Source organism: Stenotrophomonas sp. NPDC077659 (assembly GCF_050268705.1).
Taxonomy (GTDB): domain Bacteria; phylum Pseudomonadota; class Gammaproteobacteria; order Xanthomonadales; family Xanthomonadaceae; genus Stenotrophomonas.
In genome coordinates this window covers 1-22,720 of record NZ_JBNNHG010000059.1, presented here as the reverse complement: position 1 = coordinate 22,720, position 22,720 = coordinate 1, and the positions used below count along the sequence as shown (strand labels likewise).

The following is a 22,720-nucleotide window of genomic DNA, read 5'->3' as shown; positions in this document are numbered from 1 at the left end:
CACGTATGACTATGCGGTCATCCGCGTGGTGCCGCGGGTGGAGCGCGAAGAGTTCCGGTGACCTGATCGGCGTGCATCGCACCCGCGACGCCCATTCCGGTCAGATCGTGGTGGCCCGCATCGATGACGAGATCACCGTCAAGCTGCTGAAGATCGCCAAGGACCGCATCCGCCTGCTGCCACGCAACCCCGACTACAAGCCGATCGAAGTCCTGCCCGACCAGGATTTCGCCATCGAAGGCCTGTACTGCGGCCTGCTGCGGCCCAACCGCTGATCCCCTTGCGACGGCATCGTTCAAACAGCACTACCCCGCGGTCTTTTGTGGCGATTCTCTGGTTCCACTGAGGTTGGTACGGATGTCCGATAATTCTTTTCTGAGCGCCGGGCAGAATCTCAGCCTGTGCGATACATCCGACTTAAAGTGAACCCATGGCAAAGAAGACCCCGAAAGACAGCACCCCCAACGACATGACCTCTGCTAGGAGCAACACGATGGACGAGAACAAAAAGCGCGCATTGGCTGCTGCTCTGGGCCAGATCGAAAAGCAGTTCGGCAAGGGTTCGGTGATGCGCATGGGCGACCGTGTGGTCGAACCCGTTGAAGCGATCCCGACCGGCTCGCTGATGCTCGACATCGCACTGGGCATCGGTGGTCTGCCGAAGGGGCGTGTCGTTGAAATCTACGGCCCGGAATCGTCGGGCAAGACCACTCTGACCCTGCAGGCCATCGCCGAGTGCCAGAAGATGGGCGGCACCGCCGCCTTCATCGACGCCGAGCATGCCCTGGACCCGATCTACGCCGCCAAGCTGGGCGTGAACGTGGACGACCTGCTGCTGTCGCAGCCGGATACCGGTGAGCAGGCGCTGGAAATCGCCGACATGCTGGTCCGCTCAGGGTCGGTGGACATCCTGGTGGTCGACTCGGTCGCCGCGCTGACGCCCAAGGCCGAAATCGAAGGCGAAATGGGTGACCAGCTGCCGGGCCTGCAGGCCCGCCTGATGAGCCAGGCGCTGCGCAAGCTGACCGGCAACATCAAGCGCTCCAACACCCTGGTGATCTTCATCAACCAGCTGCGCATGAAGATCGGTGTGATGATGCCGGGCCAGAGCCCGGAAGTGACTACCGGCGGCAATGCGCTGAAGTTCTACGCCTCGGTGCGCCTGGACATCCGCCGTATCGGTGCGATCAAGAAGGGCGACGAGATCATCGGCAACCAGACCAAGATCAAGGTCGTCAAGAACAAGCTGGCGCCCCCGTTCAAGCAGGTCATCACCGAGATCCTGTACGGCGAAGGCATCAGCCGCGAGGGCGAGCTGATCGACATGGGCGTGGATGCCAAGCTGGTCGAGAAGGCCGGTGCCTGGTACAGCTACGGTGAAGAACGCATCGGCCAGGGCAAGGACAACGCCCGCGGCTACCTGCGCGACAACCCGACCGTCGCAGCCAAGCTCGAAGCCGAGCTGCGCGAGAAGTTTCAGCCGGCCGAAGCCGCCCGCGAGGAAGGCGACGACGAAGGCGACGACGAGTAAGGCTTGCTGTGGGGCAGGGCGGCGCCGTCAGTGACGTCGCCCTGTCCCGCAGGTTCGAACCGCCCACGGACGGGCAAGGCGCCAAGGATGGCGCCACCCTTGGAGCAACTGATGTCCGATGCCGACGCCCCCACCGGCCGCAAGCGCCGGCCGCGCGAACAGACCCCTGTACAGCGTGCCCTGGGCCTGCTGGTGCGCCGTGAGCATTCGCGCAAGGAGCTGACCCGCAAGCTGACCGCCCGTGGCATCGAGGGCGAGGCAGCCGAGGCCGCCGTGGCCAGGCTGACCGAGGCTGGCTGGCAGGACGATACGCGTTTTGCGGAAAATCTTGTCCGCATGCGCGCCAACACTGGCTATGGACCCATCCACGTCCGCGCAGAACTGGGCACCCATGGGCTGGACAGCGCGGCAATCGCCGCTGCCATGGACACCTACGAGGGCGATTGGCAGGAAAATGCCCGCGATCTGGTCCGCCGTCGTTTCGGCGAGGACGGCCCGCAGGACCTGGCGCAGCGGCGCAAGGCCGCCGATCTGCTGGCCCGGCGGGGCTTCGACGGCGACAGCATACGCCGCGCGACCCGCTTTGACCCGGAGGACTGAGACTGGCGGCGCCGGGCCTGATACCCTTTAGGTTTTCGGCGGTCCGTTACGACCCTGGCCAGCGCGGTCGGTGGCTCGGGGCTGCCGGCCCGCACACTGCCAGCCCCCAATGAACGCACCTGCCAAATTCACGACCTCCCAGATCCGCAGCGATTTCCTTGAGTTCTTCAAGGGTAAAGGCCACACCATCGTGCCGTCGGCGCCGCTGGTGCCGGGCAATGATCCGACCCTGCTGTTCACCAACTCCGGCATGGTCCAGTTCAAGGACGTGTTCCTCGGTGCGGAAAAGCGCAGCTACGTGCGCGCGGCCGACGTCCAGCGTTGCCTGCGTGCCGGCGGCAAGCACAACGACCTTGACCAGGTCGGCTACACGGCCCGCCACCACACCTTCTTCGAAATGCTGGGCAACTGGTCCTTCGGCGACTACTTCAAGAAGGACGCGATTGCCTGGGCGTGGGAGCTGCTGACCCAGGTCTGGAAGCTGCCGGCCGAGCGCCTGCTGGTCACCGTCTACCAGACCGATGACGAGGCCTACGCGCTGTGGCGCGACATGGTCGGCATCCCGGAAGCGCGCATCGTGCGCATCGGCGACAACAAGGGCGCGCCCTACGCCTCGGACAACTTCTGGCAGATGGCCGACACCGGTCCGTGCGGCCCGTGCACCGAGATCTTCTACGACCACGGCGACCACATCGCCGGCGGCCCCCCGGGATCGCCGGAGGAAGATGGTGATCGCTTCATCGAAATCTGGAACCTGGTGTTCATGCAGTTCGACCGCCAGAGTGATGGCAGCCTGGTGCCGCTGCCGGCACCGTGCGTCGATACCGGCATGGGCCTGGAACGCCTGGCGGCGATCCTGCAGCACGTGCACACCAACTACGAGATCGACCTGTTCCAGGCGCTGATCCGCAAGGCGTCCGAGCTGACCGGCATGGCCGACCTGGAGAACAAGTCGCTGCGCGTGATCGCCGACCACATCCGCGCCTGCTCGTTCCTGATCGTCGACGGCGTGCTGCCGTCCAACGAAGGCCGCGGCTATGTGCTGCGTCGTATCATCCGCCGCGCGCTGCGCCATGGCTGGATGCTGGGCGTACGCCAGCCGTTCTTCAGCAAGCTGGTGCCGACCCTGGTCGAACTGATGGGCGAAGCCTACCGGGAACTGCCCGCGCAGGCCGACACCGTGGTGCGTGCGCTGCAGGCCGAAGAAGAGCGTTTTGCTGAAACGCTCGACGCGGGCATGAAGATCTTCGAGGACGTGGCGGCCAAGGCCAGCAACGGCGTGATCCCGGGTGTTGACGCCTTCCGCCTGTACGACACCTACGGTTTCCCGCTGGACCTGACCCAGGACATCGCCCGTGAGCGCGAGCTGACCGTTGATACCGACGGTTTCGACGCGGCAATGGAGCAGCAGCGCGAGACTGCGCGTGCCGCCGGCAAGTTCGGTGGCGGCGTGACGCTGCCGGCAGAGCTGGTCGCCACCCTGACCCCGACGGTGTTCCTGGGCTATGACCGCCTGCAGGCCGATGGCCTGACCGTGCTGGCCCTGCTCAAGGACGGCCGTCCGGTGCAGTCGGCCGAAGCCGGTGACGCCGTGATCGTCATCGCCAACCAGACCCCGTTCTACGCCGAATCCGGCGGCCAGGTCGGTGACACCGGCGTGTTGACCGGCAACGGCGTGCGCCTGGTGGTGAGCGATACCCAGAAGTTCGCCGGCCAGTTCCATGGCCATGTGGGCACCCTGTCCGAGGGCAGCGTGAAGGTCGGCGACGTGCTGTCCGGCCAGGTTGATGGGGAGCGCCGTGGCGCCACCATCCTCAACCACTCTGCCACCCACCTGCTGCACGCCGCTCTGCGCGAAGTGCTGGGCACCCACGTGCAGCAGAAGGGCTCGCTGGTCGCGCCGGACCGCCTGCGATTCGATTTCTCGCACTTCCAGCCGATCAGCGCTGAAGAGCTTGCCATCATCGAGCGCAAGGTCAACCAGCAGGTGCGCGCCAACAACGCCGCCGAAGTGCACAACATGGGCATGCAGGAAGCGCTGGACTTCGGCGCCATGGCGCTGTTCGGCGAGAAGTACGGCGAGAACGTGCGCGTGCTGAAGATGGGCGACTACTCCACCGAACTGTGTGGCGGTACCCACGTCAACCGTACCGGCGACATCGGCTTGTTCAAGATCACCTCCGAGGGCGGTGTCTCCGCCGGCGTGCGCCGCATCGAGGCCGTTACCGGCCAGGGCGCCCTGGATTACGTGGACGCCGAAGAGGCCCGCCTGGCCGAGGCTGCTGAACTGCTTGGCGGCAGCGCCACCGACGTGGTCGAGAAAATCCGTGCCCTTGGCCAGCGCCAGAAGCAGCTGGAGCGCGAACTGGAGGCGGTGAAGGCCAAGGTCGCCGCCGGCGCTACCGCCGACCTTTCCGGCCAGGCTGTCGAGGTCGCTGGCGTGAAGGTGCTGGCGGCCCGCCTGGAGGGCTTCGATGCCAAGGCCCTGCGTGACGCCATGGACCGCCTCAAGCAGCAGCTGGGCAATGCCGTGATCGTGCTGGCCGGCACCCAGGACGGCAAGGCCGCCCTGGTCGCGGGCGTGAACGGCAGTGCAATGGGCAAGGTCAAGGCCGGGGAACTGTTGTCCCACATCGCCAGTCAGATCGGGGGCAAGGGCGGCGGACGCCCGGACCTCGCCCAGGGTGGTGGCGAGGACGGGCCCGCCCTTGCTACCGCTCTGGCTGCGGTTGTCGAATGGGTCAGTCCCCGCCTGTGATGTAAACCCCAGCCGTCCCCCTCCTTGTAGGAGCGGGACGGCTGACGGTACCATTGCGAAATCTTTTCCCTTTGTCGTGGGGACGCTTCTTGACGGAGCGTCAAGCCGGTGGGGGATACCCTTCCACACGGTTCCATGGAGACTTACTAAAATGTTGATCTTGACTCGCCGCGTCGGCGAAACCCTGATGATCGGAGACTCGGTGAGCGTCACCGTGCTCGGCGTCAAGGGCAACCAGGTGCGTATCGGTATCACCGCGCCGAAGGACGTTGCTGTGCACCGCGAAGAGATCTACCAGCGCATCCAGCGTGGTGATGAAGCCGGCAGCACCGGAAGTGAAAATTCCGGCGAATAAAAGCTTTACCTTCGCGTCTGATTAACGTTATGATTCACGCCCCGCTGAGGTGCACCGCACCAGACGCGGAGAAAACCCCGGAGCGATGCCCGAGTGGCTGAAGGGGCTCCCCTGCTAAGGGAGTATAGGGTCAAAAGCTCTATCGAGGGTTCGAATCCCTCTCGCTCCGCCAAGTTCAGAAAAAAGCCACTGCATGCAGTGGCTTTTTTCTTTTTTCTTTTTTCGCAGGTACGCCTCGCGCTTTCTTCCCAGACTCCGTGCTCTGGCCTCTGGTGATGGCTATGGAGCTGAGTCCCGCAGTGGCGGAAGTGTCGGGATCGACAATGCAGTTGCGATGTATGGCTTCAAGTCGGACGTCAGTTCAACGCCTGCCATCGCACGTCATCGACGCTGGGCGGTTGTATTCCCGATCAACAATCACTCTCTGCTGTCGCTCGCGGTTGACGGTGGCGGACTCGGCGCCGGCGCACCCGGGGGCCAGGGCCGCTCCATCACACGGGGCGGCTGCTCACGCCACAGCACCGCCAGGGTGCAGTCGTTGGCGCGTTCCCCGCACATCTTTTCCGCTTTGCGCCGCGCCGCTTCCGGACTTGCCTCCGCCAGTGCGAATCCCATGGACACTGTTCCGGTGACGATGGCCGAATAGCCTTCGCCGGTGGCAATGGCCGATTGCCCACAGTTGCGCGAGCGGGCGACACAGTACTTCAGTGCGTTCTGCATGGCCCCGCTCACCGTCGGCTGGTTCATCGAGTAGCCATAGGCGCCGTCCGCATCGTAGGAAATGGCTGAAGCCGCACCGGCAGTGGACGAAGCACCCAGCAGCACACAGAAAACTGCTTTCATCCCGTTCATTGAATTCTCCTTTTCGTTGATCGTTGATCGTTGTCTGAAGGGCTGGTGCTAATCAAGCCTGCCGCACACGCAGCCACGCTCGTCGTTTACCTTCCGCAGGCGCTGTGCCTGCGGCCCTGCTTCAAAGCCGCACCTCCGCACCTGGAATCCATGCCCCGGCAGCGGCGCGATGTACTTCAGCGGCGGGTTGTGCGGTCGCGCTTCCTCGTTGGGGGCTGCCATTGATGCAGACCTCCAGCCCGGGAACTGCTCTAGTACGCGGGAGGATGGCTGCAGCCAGCAGGCGGCGACGCAGGACACGCTCCGTAAAAATATCGTGAAATGTCATGACGTAACCATACGTGACGGCAAAGGATTTCTTCGCCGTATCATCGAACCCATCATTGATGGCGACCGGCCCTGCCTTGGATTCCCTGCAGCACTTCCATCCCGCCACCTGCGACTGGTTCCGCGCCGCGTTCCCGTCATCGACGCCGGTACAGGACCAGGCTTGGGCGTCGATTGCCGCAGGCCAGCACACCCTGGTCGTCGCGCCGACCGGCTCCGGCAAGACGCTGGCCGCGTTCCTGCATGCAATCGACCAGGTGTTCGCCGAGCGCGATGGCGACGCCCGCCGCGACCCGGCGGCCAAACCCGTGGCACGGACGCGCGTGCTGTACCTGTCGCCGATCAAGGCGCTGGGCAGCGATGTGCAGCGCAATCTGCAGGTGCCTCTGCAGGGCATCAGTGCCCGCCGCAGTGAACGCGGTGATCCGCCCGTTGCCCTGTCCGTGGCCATGCGTACCGGCGATACCAGCAGCAGTGACCGCGCACGCCTGCTGCGGCGCCCGCCGGACATCCTGATCACCACGCCTGAATCGCTGTACCTGATGCTCACCTCGCAGGCGCGGGAAATCCTGCGCGATGTGCATACGGTCATCCTCGATGAAATCCATGCCGTGGCCGGCAGCAAGCGTGGCTCGCACCTGGCGCTGAGCCTGGAGCGGCTCGACGCGCTGCGGCGGGTACCCGCGCAGCGCATCGGCCTGTCGGCCACGGTCCGCCCAGTGGAGGGCGTGGCCGCCTTCCTCGGCGGCGACCGCCCGGTGCAGGTGGTGCAGCCTCCCTCGCAGCGGCAGCTGGAACTGAAGATCGTGGTGCCGGTGGAGGACATGACCGACCTGGTGACGCACGGGCCCGCGGAAGGGCGCGGTGCCAGCCTGCGCAACGGTTCGATCTGGCCGCATGTGGAAGCCAGCATTCTCGACAACGTGATGCGGCATCGCTCCACGATTGTCTTTGCCAACTCGCGCGGCGTGGCGGAAAGGCTTACCGCCCGGCTCAACGAACTGCATGCCGAGCGCGATGGCGGTGGCCCCGCGGACGGCACCACCGATGCGACCGCAGCCACCTACGGGTCGTTCACCGGCAGCACGGTGAACCGGGTCACCGCGCCGGCATCGGTGATCGCCCGCTCGCACCATGGTTCGGTATCCAAGGAGCAGCGTGCCGCCATCGAGCAGGCGCTGAAGTCGGGCGAACTGCGTTGCGTGGTCGCCACCTCCAGCCTGGAACTGGGCATCGACATGGGCTTGGTCGACCTGGTGATCCAGGTGGCCGCACCGCCCTCGGTGTCCAGTGCGCTGCAGCGGGTAGGGCGTGCCGGCCACCAGGTCGGCGGGGTGTCGCGCGGCCTGCTGTATCCACGCACACGACGCGATCTGATCGACGCTGCGGTGGTGGTGGACAGCATGCTGGATGGACGCATTGAAGCCCTCGATCCGCCGCGCAATCCGCTCGATGTGCTGGCCCAGCAGACCGTGGCTGCGGTAGCGATGGATCCGCTCGACGCCGGGACCTGGTTCGCATGCGTGCGTCGCGCCGCGCCGTATCGCGCGCTGCCGCGGAGCGCTTTCGACGCGGTGCTGGATATGTTGGCAGGGCGCTATCCCTCCGATGAATTTGCCGGCTTCCGGCCACGCCTGGTGTGGGACCGGAAGACAGGCGTGTTGACCGCGCGCCCCGGTGCACGGCAGCTGGCGGTCACCAGTGGCGGCACCATTCCCGACCGTGGCATGTACGCCGTGGTCCTGCCCGAAGGTGAAGAACAGGCCGGATCGCGCCGGGTGGGCGAACTGGACGAGGAGATGGTCCACGAGTCGCGGGTGAACGATGTGATCACCCTCGGTGCCACGTCCTGGCGGATCGACCAGATCACCCTGGACCAGGTGGTGGTGACGCCTGCGCCGGGACGCTCGGCACGGTTGCCCTTCTGGCGGGGCGAGGGCATCGGCCGACCGGCCGAGCTGGGGCGAGCCACCGGTGCTTTCCTGGCCGAACTGGAAGCCGATCCAGGTCCCGCGGGCGAGCCGTCGCCAGCGCTGCTGGACCGGCTGCGCGAGCGAGGTCTTGACCCAAGCGCGATCCGCAACATGCTGGCCCTGGTGGCCGAACAGCAGCAGGCCACCGGCGTGCTGCCGACCGATCTGCGGCTGGTGGTTGAACGCTGCCGCGACGAGCTGGGTGACTGGCGGGTGATGCTGCATTCGCCCTACGGACGCCGCGTGCACGATCCGTGGGCGTTGGCGGTGGCTGCGCGCCTGCGCGAGCAGGCGGGTATCGACCCTGCTGTGGTGGCCAGCGATGACGGCATCATCGTCCGCATTCCTGACCACAGCGGGCCTCTACCCGGTGCCGAGGTGTTTCTGTTTGATCCGATCAGCCTGCATCAGACCATCCGGCTGTCGGTTGCCGGCTCTGCGTTGTTCGCCGCACGCTTCCGCGAGTGCGCGGCGCGTGCATTGCTGCTGCCACGGCGCACGCCGGGCAAGCGCTCGCCTCTGTGGCAGCAGCGGCTGCGCGCGGGCCAACTGCTGGCGATCGCACGTGGCCATGACGGATTCCCGATCCTGGTCGAGACCGCGCGCGAGTGCCTGCAGGATGTCTACGACCTGGACGCGCTGGATGCGTTGACGCAGCGCATCCAGGGTGGGCAGGTGCAGATGGTCGAGGTGGAGACTGCAGTGCCATCTCCCTTCGCGGCCAACCTGTTGTTCGGCTATGTCGCCGAGTTCATGTACGAGGCCGACGTGCCGTTGGCCGAACGCCGCGCATCGGTGCTGTCACTCGACAGTGGCCTGCTCGCCGAGCTGCTGGGCCAGGTGGATCTGGGCGAACTGCTGGACGATGCGGTGGTGGCCCAGGTCGAGTGTGAGCTGCAACGACTGGACCCGGTCCGCCACGCACGCGGCAGCGAAGGCGTGGCCGACCTGCTGCGCGAACTCGGGCCGCTGCCGGCTGCGGAGATTGCGCGACGCATCACTGAACCTGCGCAGGTGGATGCCTGTACGGAAACGCTGCGCGCGGCAGGGCGTGCGATCCCCGTGCGTATTGCTGGCGTGGCCCAGTGGGCTGCCGTGGAAGATGCCGCGCGGCTGCGCGATGCACTTGGGGTGGTGATCGCCGAGGACATTGCCGAGGTGTTCCGCCTGCCGGTAGCGGAGCCGCTCGGCGACCTGCTGGCTCGTCACGCACGTACCCACGGGCCATTCAGCAGCGGCAGCGTAGCCGCACGGTTCGGCCTCGGCGTCGCCGTGGTGGATGCCGCCCTGCACGCGCTGCAGGAGCAGGGGCGGGTGGTGCGTGGACAGTTCGGCATTGGCCGCGGTGGCATCGATGAAAACGCTGCATCGCTTTCGCCGCTCGCCCACCATGAGTGGGTGGGCACCGAGGTGCTGCAGCGGCTGCGGCTGCGCTCGCTGCAGGCCGCGCGCGAGGCCACCCGACCGGTGCCCGTGCAGGCTTACGTCGGTCTGCTGCTGGACGGGCAGGGCGTGCTGCCCGGCAGCGCGCGCAGCAACGACCATGATCGCGTGCTGCAGGTGATCGAACAGCTGGCCGGGCTGCCTCTGCCCGCATCGCTGTGGGAACAGCAGATACTGCCCGCGCGCGTACCGGGTTACCGGCCCGGCCTGCTGGACGAGCTGCTGTCCACCGGGGCGGTGCTCTGGGCCGGCCATGGCCGACTGGGCGACGACGATGGCCTGGTGTCGCTGCATCTGCAGGAGCGAGCCGCAGAGACCCTGCCACTGCCGGACCCGGAGCTGGCCGCGTCGCCGATGCAGCAGGCCATCCTGCAGGTGCTGGCTGACGGCGGTGGGTTCTTTGCCCGCCAGCTGGCTCTGCAGATACCGTCGTGGCCGGCAGGGGCTGACAGTAACGGCGAGGATTTCCAGGCGGCGCTGTGGCAGCTGGCCTGGCGCGGGCAGATCAGCAGCGACCTGTGGGCACCGTTGCGTGCGCTGGCGGGGGTGCGCCCTGTGCGGGCGCGGCCTACGCCTGTGTCACGCCGTCGCCGCAGCTTTGCGTTCGCCCCCCTGGCGCTGGGCGCCGCAGGACTGGAGCTGACCACCAGCACGGGGCCGACATTGGCCGGGCGCTGGTTTCTGCTGCCGCACGAGCGGGCCAGTGACACGCTGCGCGGGCTGGCGCAGACCGAGGCGCTGTTGGATCGTTACACGGTGGTCACCCGCAGCGCGGCGATGAGTGAGACCGTGACAGGCGGGTTTCCAGCACTGCGCCCGGTGCTGCGCAGCATGGAGGATGCCGGCCAGCTGCTGCGCGGGCGTTTCGTGGAGGGTATGGGCGGTGCCCAGTTCGCCCAGCGCGAAGACATCGACCGCCTGCGTGCCAGCGCCGAGCAGACACGTGGACCTGACGGCTGGGTTGCGCTGTCGGCGCTGGATCCGGCCAATCCTTTCGGCAGCCTGCTGCCGTGGCCCCAGTCGATCGCCGGGCCGCGTCCGGTGCGACGGGTCGGTGCGATGGTGGTGATCGGCGAAGGCCGCCTGCAGCTGTACCTGCCGCAGGGCGGCCGCCAGCTGAGCAGCTGGATCGACGACACGGCACACGACGCCTCGGTGCGCTGGGCATCCGCCGCACACGCGCTGGCGGTGGGCCTGCGGCGTGGCCGCCGCCTGTCCTTCACCCTGGAGCGGATCAATGACGAGCCCGTCCATCGCGGGCTCGCCGTCGATGCCCTGCGCGCGGCGGGGTTCAGCAATGAACCGCGCGGCCTGGGCTGGAACGGTTGACGCGTTTGTAGAGCCGAGCCCATGCTCGGCTGCATTTCGTAGCGTCGAGCTTGCTTGACTGAGCCGAGCATGGGCTCGGCTCTACAGACCGCGCAGTCGAGCACGACAGACCGCGCAGTCGAGCAAGCACGACGCTACCGAAAGCCTCAGCCGTGCTCGAAGCGCAGCGGCTGGCCCCCCATCGCTGGATCACTGGTGCCGGGCAGCCCATTCTCGGCGCGGCCGGCCAGGCGCAGTTCGGTTTCGCCCGCCCTCACGCGAATGTCGTACCAGCCGGCCGTTGGCGCTGCGTCCCAGCGCAGGGTGGTTTTCGCACCGGCTGCCAGCGACAGCGTCTTTTCCGGCATGTGCCCGTGATAGGCGCCCGCGTGCACGCGGATCGTCTGCGCAGTGGTGCCCAGGTTGCGCAGCTGCAACTGCACGCTGTCACCGGTCCTTTCCACATGTGCCTCCAGCGCCGTCGCTCCGCTCGCACCACGGAAGTGCCGGTGGAAGCCGTTCGGGCCCAGCAGCCAGAGATCGTAGTGGCCCTGTGCATCCAGCGCCCACTGATCCTGCAGCCGCGCACCCGGCGCCACGGTGTAGCGGCGCGGCAGATCGTTGAGGCGCAGCCGATCATAGACGTGCAGCACGCTGGCTGCGCCTTCGCAGGCCAACTGCAGGGTCACACCGTCCGCAGCAAGCGTCGCGACCTGCACCTGTGGGCGGTACGGCAGCGCACGCGATGGGCGCGTCCCCGCTTCCTGGTGTGCCGCCAGCAGGCCGGCGGGCAGTGCGGGTACGGTGCGCCCGGGCAGGGCCGCGGCACGCGCGGCGGTCGCGCTCACATCGGGCAGCCCGCGCACGAACGGCCGCGTATCGCGCTGGGCGAAATCGAAGGCATTGGTCAGGTCGCCACACACCGCGCGACGCCACGGCGAGATGTCCGGTGCGGCCACGCCGAAGCGGCGCTCGATCAGTCGCAGCACCGAGGTGTGGTCATACACCTGCGAATCGACCCAGCCGCCACGACTCCACGGCGAGATCACGTAGAGGGGCACTCGCGGGCCCAGTCCGTAGGGGCGGCCACGCAGTTCGGCGGCATCGTATTTTTCGTCGCCCGGCGCCGGGTGCTGGTGGTACTCACCGTCGGTGCTGACCGACGACGCACCTGCCCAACCACCGTCGGGGCGAGGTGATGGCGGTGCCGGCGGCGGTACGTGGTCGAAGAAGCCGTCGTTCTCGTCGAACATCAGCAGCAGCGCGGTACGGCTCCAAACCTCCGGGTCGGCCGTCAACGCATCCAGCACGCGCGCGGTGTAGGCCGCGCCCTGGGCCGGGCTGGAAGGCCCGGGGTGCTCGCTGCCGGCGGCATCGGCGATGATGAAGCTGACCTGCGGCAGGCGGCCGTCGATGGCGTCCTGGCGCAGCTGGGCCAGGCCCCGCGTGCTGACCCCGCGCTGGCGCAGCGCGGCATCGTGTCCCGGTGCGGCACGGTAGGCCTGGCGGAACGTCTCGAAGCCGGCCAGCGGGTTGTCGGTAAAGTTGTCGGCCATGTCCTGGTAGATCTGCCAGGACACACCTGCCTGCTGCAGCCGCTCCACATAGCTGGTCCACCGGTAGGACTGCGGATGGCCGCCGTGCTCGGGGAAGTTGTCATGCGAATTGGCGATCACCGGCCCCCCGGCGCGGGCAGACGCATCGTTGTGCCCGGTCCACAGGAACACCCGGTTCGGGTTGGTCCCGGCCTGTATCGCGCAGTGGTAGGCATCGCAGATCGTGAACGCTTCGGCCAGGGCGAACTGGAAAGGCAGGTCGGCGCGCTGGAAATAGCCCATCGCGTGGTTCTGCTTGGCCATCGGCCAGTGCCCCATGCGGCCGTGGTCCCAGGCACGCTGCGCATCGGGCCAGGTATGCGGGGTACCTTCCACGCGCATGTAGCCGAAGTGGGCGGCCGTATCCAGCGGGAAGGGCGCGATCACGCGCTGTCCGCTGGCATCGGGCTGCAGCCACAGGCTGCGCGGGCCACTGGCGCCGTACAGCGGCGCAGCGGGGGCGACGAAGCGGTCGCCGAAGCCACGTACGCCCGGCAGGGTGCCGAAGTAGTGGTCGAATGATCGGTTTTCCTGCATGAACACCACGATGTGCTGCAGGTCCTGCAGGCTGCGCGTATGCGCGGCCGGGCCGATGGCCGCAGCCCGGGCGATGCTGGGCAGCAGCTGTGCAAGGCCGGCGGCGACGCCGGCCTGCAGCAACCGGCGTCGGCCGATATCAGTCACGAGTGCCTCACAGATCCACGCGGAAGGAAATGCCGACGGTGCGCGGCGCGCCGATGAAGGCCGCGTTGGCACCGTCCACCCCTGCAAGATAGCGCTTGTCGGTGAGGTTGCTCACCACCAGGTTGGCCCCCATGCCCTTCAGGCGCGGCGACAGGCCCTGCAGGTCGAAGCCGATGTTGGCGTTGAAGACGGTGGCCGAGGGCAGTTGGTTGACGTTGGCCGCGTCCAGGTAGCGGGTGCCGAGGTAGCGGCCGGACAGACCGAAATTCCAGTTCTCGCCCTGCCAATCCGCCGACAGCACCAGGATCTGCTCGGGTTGGCCGATGACCTTGGCGCCATCGACGATGCCCAGCTGGGTGTCACGCGCGGCATCGCCGCTGCCCAGGTACCTGGAACGGTTGTAGGTGTAGGCCGCGTTGATCCGCCAGCCGTTGTCCCAGCCATAGCCGAAGGCGGCTTCCAGGCCGTTGCTTTCCACGCCACCGAAGTTCTCGTAGACACCGTCGGTTTCGCCCAGGTAGTCGATGCCGCTGACGAAGCCGGCGGGCAGGTAGACAATGCGGTTGTCGAATCTGATGTTGTACAGGGTGACCGAGGCGGTCAGCGGCCAGCGGCTGATGCGCATGCCCACTTCGATGTTGTCGGCGGTCTCTGGTTCAACATTGCGGAAGCGCTGCGGATCGGTCTCGCCCAGTACGCCGGAAGGAATCGCGGCGAAGTTCTGCGAGAAGCCGGCGAACAGTTCCATGCCTTCCACGCCCGGCGCCCAGGTGAAGCCGGTGGACAACAGCGGATCGGACTTGGAATCAGAGGTGACATGTTCGCTGGCGCCGATCACGCGGTTGCGTGATTGGTCCACGAAGAACTGCTTCACGCCCACGCGTGCACTGAACGGGCCGAAGCGGGCCACGTCCTCGACGTAGTACATCTGCTCGTCCACCTTGTACTTGTCTTCGAACTGCACCCAGTACGGCTGGTGGTCGAAGGCGATATCCTGGCCTACGTTGAGCAGGCGGTGCCAGTCACGCCGCGCCGAGCGGTCCAGCTTCTCCACCCACAGGCCGCCGCGGATCGTGTTGTCGACCGACCCGAAGGTCTGCCGCCATTCGACATCGGCGGTCACGCCCATGCGGTCGTTGTCGTAGTGGGTGTGGCGGTAGGACTGCGCGCCCAGCACATTGCCGGCGTAGCAGTTCGGATCGTACTCGGCGCTGAAGCCCACACGGGGGGTGCAGCCGGCAATCGGCCGGGCACTGCTGCCATCGGGGTTCACGAAGTAGATCTGGCCCAGGTTGCTGCCGCCGTACGCGGTGCTGCCGCCCAGGTATTCGGACTGCGGGCGACCGGCGCCATCATTGGTGACATCGGCCAGGTACGGCGGCAGCCAGTCGCCACGGCCCTGCATGCGGTGGCCATAGGCCGCCATCGAGGCCTTGAAACCATTGCCGGCGTCGAAGGAGGCGCGCAGGTAGCCGAAGGTGTTCTCGCGCAGGGCGCGCGAACCGGAGCGGTAGTTCTGGTCCAGGTAGGGGATGCCGGTGAGGGTGCCGACCAGGTTGTCGCGGTCGGGGTTGGTGGCGAAGCCCTGCGGCGAAACACTGGTGTATTCCGGCTCGTCGGCATCGTTGTAGGACAGGTAGCCGGTCAGCGTCCAGCGGTTCAGTTCGGTGACGAATTTGCCGGCGATATGATCGTTGCTGGTCTTGCCGCTGCCATCGATCCAGTCGCTCACGCGGGCTGAGGATGCGCTGACCCAGGCGCGGGTGTGGCCACCAAGCACACCCGTGTCATAGCGCACGTAATACTTGCGCGCATCGTTGTCACCGGCGCCGACGACAAAGCGCAGGCGGCTGTCATGCAGCGGATCACGGGTGAGGAAGTTGAGCGTGCCACCCAGCGCTTCGTTCGAACGCGAGGAGATATCGGCCGTGCCCTGGCTCACTTCAACCGTTTCCAGGTCGAGCGTGTCGATGTAGCGGTTGGCCAGCGAGCCGCCGCCGTAGCCCGAGCCGCCGTTGGGCAGGCCATCGAGGGTGGTGCCGATCTGCTGCGTATCGCGGTTGGTGACGAAGCCGCGCATGCTGATCTGCGTGCCCCACACCGAAGAGCCGGTTGCATCGGCTTCGCTGACCACCACGCCTGGCACTTCGTTGAGCGCGCCGTTGACGCTGCTCAACACCGTCTGCCGGTTCAGCGTTTCGGTACGCACCGAGGTCTTGGCGTAACTGGTGGCCTGGCCGATCACCTGTACCTGGTCCAGGGTGCGTGCGTCGGCACTGCGCGTTTCGGCGGCCTCGCCCTGCGGTGCTTCGGCCAAGGCGTCCAGTGCGGGGGCGATCAGCACGGCAAGCAGCGAAACACGGGGAAAACGCGCAATCTTTCGCATCGAAACCGGACCTTGAGTGGAGGAAAGCCCCGGAGTGTCGGCAAAGCGAATTACATGGAAGTGACGTCCAGATTCAGGGTTTGTGTTGCGTGACGGGCGACACTTTCAGTCGCACGCTCAGTACCGCGCGTCCTTCGGCTTCGGGTCGTGCGGCCAGTCCTTGCCCTTGCCGGTGAAATCCGGCCGCGGCTGATGGATGAAGTAATCGGCGATGTCCACCGCATCCTGGTCGGGCATCACCTGCTGGCCCAGTGGCGGCGCGCGGCTCGCAGCCGGTGGCATGTTGTGCTTGACGAAGCTGGCCGCCTTGTACAGCCGGGCCATGCCCGCACCGATGTTGAAGCTGCGTTCGCCCCATAGGGGCGGGAAGGCGATGTCACCGCTGCCATCACGGCGTCCCTCGCCGTTGTCGCCGTGGCAGGCCGCACACTGCGCTGCGTACAGGGCGTGGCCGCGCGTGCGGTCGGGCCTCAGCGAGCTGTCGATCGGCCCTTCGCCCGCTGCCGCCACGCGCGCACCGTCGGGTACGGTCCGGCTCAGCCATGCCATGTATTCCAGCATCGCGCGCATCTGTGGTGCATCCCGCGCCAGCGGCGTGCCATTCATCGAGCGCTGCAGGCAGCCATTGATGCGTTCGACCAGGCCGATCTCCCTGCCTGGGCGCGTCATGTAACGCGGGTAACTGCCACCGCCGGTGTTGAGATAGTGGTTGCCGAAGGGGCGCTTGCCTTCGGCCATGTGGCAGGAATTGCAGTTCAGGTCGTTGCCGACGTTGTCCGGCAGCAGGCGGGCGGTCTCGTTGAGCAGCCGCCGCCCGAGCATCACCGCGTCGGCATTGCCGAGGCTGGCGATCTCCTCGGCGCTGGGCGTGTGGTACTGGCCGACGACGGCGCGCTGCGCATCAATGATGTCCAGTGTCGGCGCCGTGCCGGCATCCAGCGTGGGATGCCGGTAGACATGCAGCAGTGTGCCGGCAGCAGCCAGCACGAGCATGCCGATGGCAGCGATGACGGCACCGTTCCTGCGCCTGCGTGCGGGCTTCATGGGGCGGCCTCCTGCGGAACCACGTGCACCGGCTTGTCGCGCACCACCCGGCGCATGCGTGCCACGTCCACCTCGCGGACCGCACTGGCCTGGTTGCCCCAGCTGCCGCGGATGAAGGTGAGGATCTGCGCCAGCTGTGCATTCGGCAGATGCTCGAAACCGGGCATCGAGAACGCCATCCGATCATGTGGCGTGTGCGGTGTGCGGCCACCGGCCAGGGTGACCTGCACCAGCGAACTGGGATCGTCGGCGAACACGATGGAGTTGCCGGCCAGGGCGGGGGAGATGCGGGGCATGCCGCGCCCATCGGCGCGGTGGCAGGCCTGGCAGTGCTCGGCGTAAGCCAGCGCCCCAGGCACGTGGTAATCGCCCTCGCGCAGTGCGGAGGTGGTGCGGTCGCTGCCGGCAATCCACTGCGTGCTGCGTCCCGTGCGCGGTGGCAGCTGCTTGAGGTAACGGGCCATGGCCAGCAGGTCGGCATCGGTCAGGTGCTGGGTGCTGTGTTCGACGACATCGGCCATGCCGCCGAAGGCCGCTGACCGGTCAGTACGACCAGTGCGCAGGAACTGCACGATTTCATCTTGGCTCCAGCTGGCAAGGCCGGTGGCCTCGTTGCGCAGGTTCTTCGCATACCAGCCTTCCAGTACCGAGCCGGAAAGGAAGCGACGGCCCGCATCATCGGCCATGGCGGTTTCCTGGAAGGCCAGCCCGCGCGGGGTATGGCAGGCACCGCAGTGGGCCAGGCCCTCCACCAGCTGGGCACCGCGCTGCTGGCCGGCGTCCAGTGACGGATCGGCAACGAAGCTGCGCGGCCGCGCAAACAGCAGCTGCCACCACGCCAGCGGCCAGCGCATGCTGGCCGGCCACGGGATGGTGCTGTCGGCGTTGTGCTGGCGCACGGGCGTCACTGCGCCCATGAAATAGGCGTACAACGCCCGGATCTCGTCATCGGTGGCGATCACGTAGGAGGCGTAGGGCATGGCCGGGTACAGCGGCTGGCCGTCATGGCGGATGCCGCGACGCACGGCCCGCTCGAAATCCGCGTAGTCGTAGGCGCCGATGCCGGTGGTCGGGTCCGGGGTGATGTTGGTCGAGTAGAGCGTGCCCATCGGTGTCTGCATGCCCAGGCCGCCGGCGAAGGGCCGGCCACCGGGTGCGGTGTGGCAGGCAGCGCAGTCGGCTGCACGCGACAGGTACTGGCCGCGCGCGATCAGCGCCGGATCGTGGATGTCGACCACGGCTGGCTGGCGCGGGGCGAACCAGTACGGGGTGCTGCGGGCAACGCCCCAGGCGGCGGCCACAGCGGCGGCCAGGGCAAGGAGGAGCTTGAACGAGGTGCGCATGCCCGCACTGTCTGCAAATGCGCAGAGGCGATCCTTGATCCGGATCAAGGCTTTGTCCGCAAGCGACAACGCATGAAGCTGAATCGCTCCCGGCGTGTCATCAACCCGTCATCGTTCTGCGATAGATGCGCCCAGCCCTCGCCGCTAACCTGCCACGCTGTCGGACCTTTTCCCTGATTGCCCATGAAGCGCCCGCTGCTGCTGTTGCTGGCGTGCGCCGGCCTGTGGCTGGCTGCATGCTCATCCTCGATCACCGCCTCATCCACCTCGCTCAGCGACCAGCTGGTCGCGCCCGGTGGCGTATCCACGCTGCTGGACCAGCCGCGTATCGCCGCGGCCATCGCCGAGCTGCCCAACCGCCATGGCTTCGCGCCGGGCCGGGATGGTGTGCCGATCTTCTGGCGGGTGTTCGACCCGGGCGATTACGGCGCCCGCTACCATTACCTGCCGCAGCGCCACGAGAACGGCCAGCCGCTGGACACCGGGCTGAGCCTCGTCGTGCCGCAGCCGTTCCGCCCTAAGTCGCCGCGCGGCACCGTGGTGCTGCTGCACGGCTGGATGATGAACGGCGATTCGATGCTGCCGTGGTCACTGCAGTTGGCCGGATCGGGCTACCGCGTGGTCACCCTGGACCTGCGCAACCACGGCCAGTCCGGGCGTGGTCCGTCCGGCTACGGCACCTACGAATCGGACGACGTGGTCGATGTGATCGGCGAACTGCGTGCGCGTGGCGAGGTGACCGGGCCGCTGTACCTGTTCGGCGTTTCCTATGGCGCGGCCACGGCGGTGTTCACGGCCGACAAGCTGGGTGACCAGGTGGCCGGGGTGGTGGCGATGGAATCGTTCGCCAATGCCGGCGTGGCGATCCGCACGATGATCCCGCACCTGATGGCGCTGCAGCCGGAAGGGCTGAAGGCACAGGCGGTGGCCTTCTATGCGCGCTGGCGCTATGGCGGCCAGGACATCAACCAGGTGATTGCCGCCGCCAGCCGCCGCATCGACGTCGACCTGGACCAGGTGGACGTGGCCCGCGCGCTGGCCGATACCCGCGCCTGCGTGCTGCTGCTGCACGGCCAGGGCGACCAGCACATTCCGGTCAGCCAGGGCCGCGAACTGGCCCAGGCCAATCCGCGCGCCCATTACATCGAGATGCGCGGCGAAGACCACATCACCCTGCCGCTGCGGCTGGATCTGCTGGCCGGTGTGGTCGATGACTGGATGGCCCAGGACGAGCACCACCCGCGTGCGACCTGCCCGGCACCGCAGCTGCCCGCGCAGGCCGAGTGGCGCACCTGAAAAAAGGGGACGGAGGGGATTAAGTCGTTAATGGCGAAATCGCCAAAAACGACTTAATCCCCTCCGTCCCCTTTTTTGCTCACGGCAGGCGGCGTGCCAGTGCGCGGGCCGAGGCGGCGACGGCCAGCAGCAGCGCGGCCACACACAGGAAGGCGAAGCCCAAGGTGGTGAGGTGGGCCAGTCCGCCGATTGCGGCCGGGCCGGCGAGGATGCCGGCATAGCCCAGCGTGGTTACTGCCGTGATGGCAATGCTTTCCGGCATCGCGCGCTGCTGGCCGGCCATCGAGAACAGCGCCGGCACGATGTTGGCGCAGCCCAGTCCGACCATCACGTAGCCGACCAGTGCCACCGCGAAGGAGGGCACCAGCGTGGCCAGGGCGAAGCCGGTGGCCGCGGTGATGCCGCCGATGATGATCGTGCGCGTGCGGCCCAGGCGCTCGACGATGCCATCGCCGAACAGGCGCATTGTGGTCATCGCCAGGGTGAACGCCGCGAAGCCGGCGCCGGCCTGGTCGCGCGGTACCTGCCGCACGTCGGCCAGGAACACCGCGCTCCAGTCCAGCATCGAGCCTTCGGCCAGGAACACGATGAAGGCCAATACGCTGATGAACAGCACCACGCCATGCGGAATGGCCAGCAGGGGGCCATCATGGGCGATACGCTGCGCGCGCCAGTGCGGCGCCGACAACACGGCCACCGCGAGCATGGCCGCCACCGACAGCAGCGCGGCGATCCACGGCGGCGTGCCCAGCAACAGCATTGCGGTCATGCAGCCGACACCGGTGAAGCCGCCGATGCTGTAGAACGCGTGGAAGCCGGACATCATCGCGCGACCGGCATCGCGCTCAACCGCCACCGCCTGCATGTTCATCGTGCAGTCCATTGCGCCCACAGCAGCACCGAACAGGAACAACGCCGCGCCCAGTGCCAGCGGTGAGGGGGCCAGCGCCAACAACGGAAGGGCCAGCAGGATCAACGCTGTGGTGATGACCATCAGGCGGCGGCAGCCCAGCCGCGCAGTGAGCGCGCCGGCCAGCGGCATTGCCAGCAGTGAGCCCAGCCCAAGGCAGAGCAGCACCGCGCCCAGGCTGGCATCGGACAGACCTGCGTTGGCCTTGGCATAGGGCACCATCGGTGCCCAGGCGGCGGTGGCAAAGCCGGGAATGAAGAAGGCGGCGCGGGTGGCGTGCTGCTGGGCACGCGGGGAAGAGGGCGTCATGCACTGGGGGGCGTTGAAGAATCCCTGCAATGGAAACGTTTTCAAGCTTCTCGGGCAAGTGCCAACCGCGCCATCGCGCTGCGAATACGAATGCAGTGTCACCCGCTTTACATGCAAAGGCCCGCACTGCCGTTGGGCATCGCGGGCCTTGCTGCACGTTGCTGCTGAACACTTACAGCGGCAGGTCGAACACCAGCACTTCGGCGTCGTTGCCGTTTTCCAGGGTCAGCTGTGCCTCGTCGCTGATCTGCAGCGCATCACCGGCATCAAGCGTGATGCCATTGACCTGCAGCTGGCCTCGGGCGACCTGCACATACGCGCCACGGCCGTTGCCCAGGGCGTGGTGCAGCTTCTGGCTGCCGTCCAGGAGGGTGGCGTAGATGCGGGCATCCTGCTGGATGCGCAGCGAACCGTCGGCACCATCAGGCGAAACGATCAGGCGCAGCTGGCCGCGCTTGGTTTCCGGCGCGAAGTGGGTCTCGCGGTAGGACGGCTCGATGTTCTCGCTGTCCGGGAAGATCCAGATCTGCAGGAAGTGCACCGGATCGCTGGGCGAATGGTTGAACTCGCTGTGGCTGACGCCGCTGCCGGCGCTCATCACCTGCACATCGCCGTAGCGCAGCACCGAGCCGGTGCCCATCGAGTCCTTGTGTTCCAGCGCACCGCCCAGCACGTAGGAAATGATTTCCATGTTGCTGTGGCTGTGGGTGCCGAAGCCCTGGCCGCCGATGACCTTGTCTTCGTTGATGACACGCAGCGGACCGAAGCTGACGTAGCGCGGGTCGTAGTAGCCGGCGAAGGAGAAGGTGTGGCGGGACGACAGCCAGCCATGCTCGGCCAGGCCACGGGTAGCGCTCTTGCGGATCTGCAGCATGATGATTTCTCCTTGTTCGATGGTTTCGATGGGGCGGGGTAGGGCGGTAGCCGCTGTGTTTCCCCGTTGGAGAGAAGTATCCGCTTGCGTAGGGGGTTTGAAAAACGGATAGTTTTGACAGTCATCATCGAAAATTTCGAATGCTCAAGCTCAGCCTCGATGCCCTGCAGATCCTGGATGCCATCGACCGCCGCGGCTCCTTTGCCGGCGCGGGCAAGGCCCTGCACAAGGTTCCCTCGACCATTTCCTACACCGTGGCCAAGCTGGAGGAAGACCTGGGCGTGCAGCTGTTCGACCGGGTCGGCCCCCGCGCCGAACTGACCGAGGCGGGTCGTGCCTTGCTGGATGAGGGGCGTCATCTGCTGCGTGCCGCCCGCGAACTGGAACTGAGGGTGCGCCGGGTGGCCTCCGGTTGGGAGGCTGAACTGACCCTGGCGGTGGATTCGGTATTCCCGACCTGGCTGCTGGGCCCGGACATTGCCGCATTCCGTGGCATTGAAGCGCCGACGCGCCTGCGTCTGTTCGGGGAGGCGCTGTCGGGTACCTGGGAGGCGCTGCTGGACCGCCGTGCCGATCTGCTGGTGGGTGCCGCGGGCGAGGGCCCCAGTGGTGGCGGCTACGTGGTGGAGCCGCTGGGCAGCGTCGATTTCGTGTTTGCGGTGGCGCCCGATCATCCGCTTGCGCAGGTGCCGGGTGTGTTGGGCCGCGATCAGCTGGCCGAGCATTGCGCCATCGCCGTCTCCGATTCAGCGCGACGGTTGCTGCCGCGGACGGTAGGTTTGTTGATGGGCCAGGAGATGCTGACCGTGCCGGACATGGCGAGCAAACTGAAGCTGCAGTGCCAGGGCGTGGGATTCGGTTTCCTGCCCGAGCCGTGCGCGCGCGCGGCGGTGGCGCGTGGCCGGCTGGTGATCCGCGAGGTGGAGGAACCCAAGGCGGAGGAAACGTTCTGGCTGGCCTGGCGAACGGGGGAGGAGGGTGCCGCATTGCGCTGGTGGCGCGAGCGGTTGCGCAGGCCGGATCTGCTGGCGCAGTGGTGGCAGGCGATGGGGTAGATCCACGCCATGCGTGGATGAAATCTGTCAGATATCGAATGAATTCATCCACGCATGGCGTGGATCTACTGTGTCGA

The 22,720-nt window shown here is 66.9% G+C and carries 14 protein-coding genes, 1 tRNA gene and 1 pseudogene; 9 read left to right on the top strand and 7 right to left on the bottom strand.

Features of this window, described 5'->3' with window-relative positions; translation table 11 throughout:
* Window positions 1-53: 53 nt before the first annotated feature.
* From ACQKDV_RS10520 to ACQKDV_RS10495, 6 genes and pseudogenes are all read left to right on the top strand, one after another.
* Window positions 54-275: pseudogene (locus ACQKDV_RS10520) on the top strand (LexA family protein); the annotation flags it as partial.
* Window positions 276-493: 218 nt separating this feature from the next.
* The gene (gene recA, locus ACQKDV_RS10515) at window positions 494-1,531 is read left to right on the top strand and encodes a recombinase RecA (RefSeq protein ID WP_324808751.1); all 1,038 of its coding nucleotides are present in this window, start codon (window positions 494-496) and stop codon (window positions 1,529-1,531) included.
* A 111-nt stretch (window positions 1,532-1,642) separates the two neighbouring features.
* On the top strand, window positions 1,643-2,131 hold the full coding sequence (gene recX, locus ACQKDV_RS10510) for a recombination regulator RecX (protein ID WP_427783697.1): 489 nt from the start codon (window positions 1,643-1,645) through the stop codon (window positions 2,129-2,131).
* Between the two features lie 109 nt (window positions 2,132-2,240).
* Window positions 2,241-4,889, top strand: a complete 2,649-nt coding sequence (gene alaS, locus ACQKDV_RS10505; protein ID WP_427783696.1) for an alanine--tRNA ligase — start codon at window positions 2,241-2,243, stop codon at window positions 4,887-4,889.
* 151 nt (window positions 4,890-5,040) lie between these two features.
* Window positions 5,041-5,244: a carbon storage regulator CsrA gene (gene csrA, locus ACQKDV_RS10500; RefSeq protein WP_079221459.1), complete on the top strand. Its 204-nt coding sequence runs from the start codon at window positions 5,041-5,043 to the stop codon at window positions 5,242-5,244.
* A 79-nt stretch (window positions 5,245-5,323) separates the two neighbouring features.
* Window positions 5,324-5,416: transfer RNA gene (locus ACQKDV_RS10495), tRNA-Ser, on the top strand.
* A 245-nt stretch (window positions 5,417-5,661) separates the two neighbouring features.
* Here the strand turns inward: ACQKDV_RS10495 and ACQKDV_RS10490 are convergent.
* A complete protein-coding gene (locus ACQKDV_RS10490) occupies window positions 5,662-6,096 on the bottom strand; it encodes a DUF4189 domain-containing protein (protein ID WP_427783695.1) in 435 nt (144 codons plus the stop codon).
* A 386-nt stretch (window positions 6,097-6,482) separates the two neighbouring features.
* Between ACQKDV_RS10490 and ACQKDV_RS10485 the strand changes: the two genes are divergently transcribed.
* A complete protein-coding gene (locus ACQKDV_RS10485; RefSeq protein ID WP_427783694.1) occupies window positions 6,483-11,168 on the top strand; it encodes an ATP-dependent helicase in 4,686 nt (1,561 codons plus the stop codon).
* A gap of 146 nt (window positions 11,169-11,314) precedes the next feature.
* On the opposite strand, the gene ACQKDV_RS10480 is transcribed toward ACQKDV_RS10485, so the two are convergent.
* From ACQKDV_RS10480 to ACQKDV_RS10465, 4 genes are all read right to left on the bottom strand, one after another.
* The gene (locus tag ACQKDV_RS10480; RefSeq protein WP_427783693.1) at window positions 11,315-13,426 is read right to left on the bottom strand and encodes a phosphocholine-specific phospholipase C; all 2,112 of its coding nucleotides are present in this window, start codon (window positions 13,424-13,426) and stop codon (window positions 11,315-11,317) included.
* Between the two features lie 7 nt (window positions 13,427-13,433).
* The gene (locus ACQKDV_RS10475; protein WP_427783692.1) at window positions 13,434-15,812 is read right to left on the bottom strand and encodes a TonB-dependent receptor domain-containing protein; all 2,379 of its coding nucleotides are present in this window, start codon (window positions 15,810-15,812) and stop codon (window positions 13,434-13,436) included.
* Between the two features lie 117 nt (window positions 15,813-15,929).
* A complete protein-coding gene (locus ACQKDV_RS10470; protein ID WP_427783691.1) occupies window positions 15,930-16,856 on the bottom strand; it encodes a c-type cytochrome in 927 nt (308 codons plus the stop codon).
* Window positions 16,853-18,199, bottom strand: a complete 1,347-nt coding sequence (locus ACQKDV_RS10465; protein WP_427783690.1) for a c-type cytochrome — start codon at window positions 18,197-18,199, stop codon at window positions 16,853-16,855. The genes ACQKDV_RS10470 and ACQKDV_RS10465 overlap by 4 nt, the downstream gene beginning before the upstream one ends.
* A 183-nt stretch (window positions 18,200-18,382) precedes the next feature.
* Between ACQKDV_RS10465 and ACQKDV_RS10460 the strand changes: the two genes are divergently transcribed.
* Window positions 18,383-19,495, top strand: coding sequence for an alpha/beta fold hydrolase (locus ACQKDV_RS10460; RefSeq protein ID WP_427783689.1), 1,113 nt, complete (start codon window positions 18,383-18,385; stop codon window positions 19,493-19,495).
* Window positions 19,496-19,574: 79 nt separating this feature from the next.
* On the opposite strand, the gene ACQKDV_RS10455 is transcribed toward ACQKDV_RS10460, so the two are convergent.
* A complete protein-coding gene (locus ACQKDV_RS10455) occupies window positions 19,575-20,714 on the bottom strand; it encodes an MFS transporter (RefSeq protein WP_427783688.1) in 1,140 nt (379 codons plus the stop codon).
* Window positions 20,715-20,886: 172 nt separating this feature from the next.
* The gene (locus ACQKDV_RS10450) at window positions 20,887-21,588 is read right to left on the bottom strand and encodes a pirin family protein (RefSeq protein WP_427783687.1); all 702 of its coding nucleotides are present in this window, start codon (window positions 21,586-21,588) and stop codon (window positions 20,887-20,889) included.
* A gap of 140 nt (window positions 21,589-21,728) precedes the next feature.
* Here ACQKDV_RS10450 and ACQKDV_RS10445 point away from each other — a divergent pair, with 140 nt between their 5' ends.
* Window positions 21,729-22,643, top strand: a complete 915-nt coding sequence (locus ACQKDV_RS10445) for a LysR family transcriptional regulator (RefSeq protein ID WP_427783686.1) — start codon at window positions 21,729-21,731, stop codon at window positions 22,641-22,643.
* The last annotated feature ends 77 nt before the right edge of the window (window positions 22,644-22,720 follow it).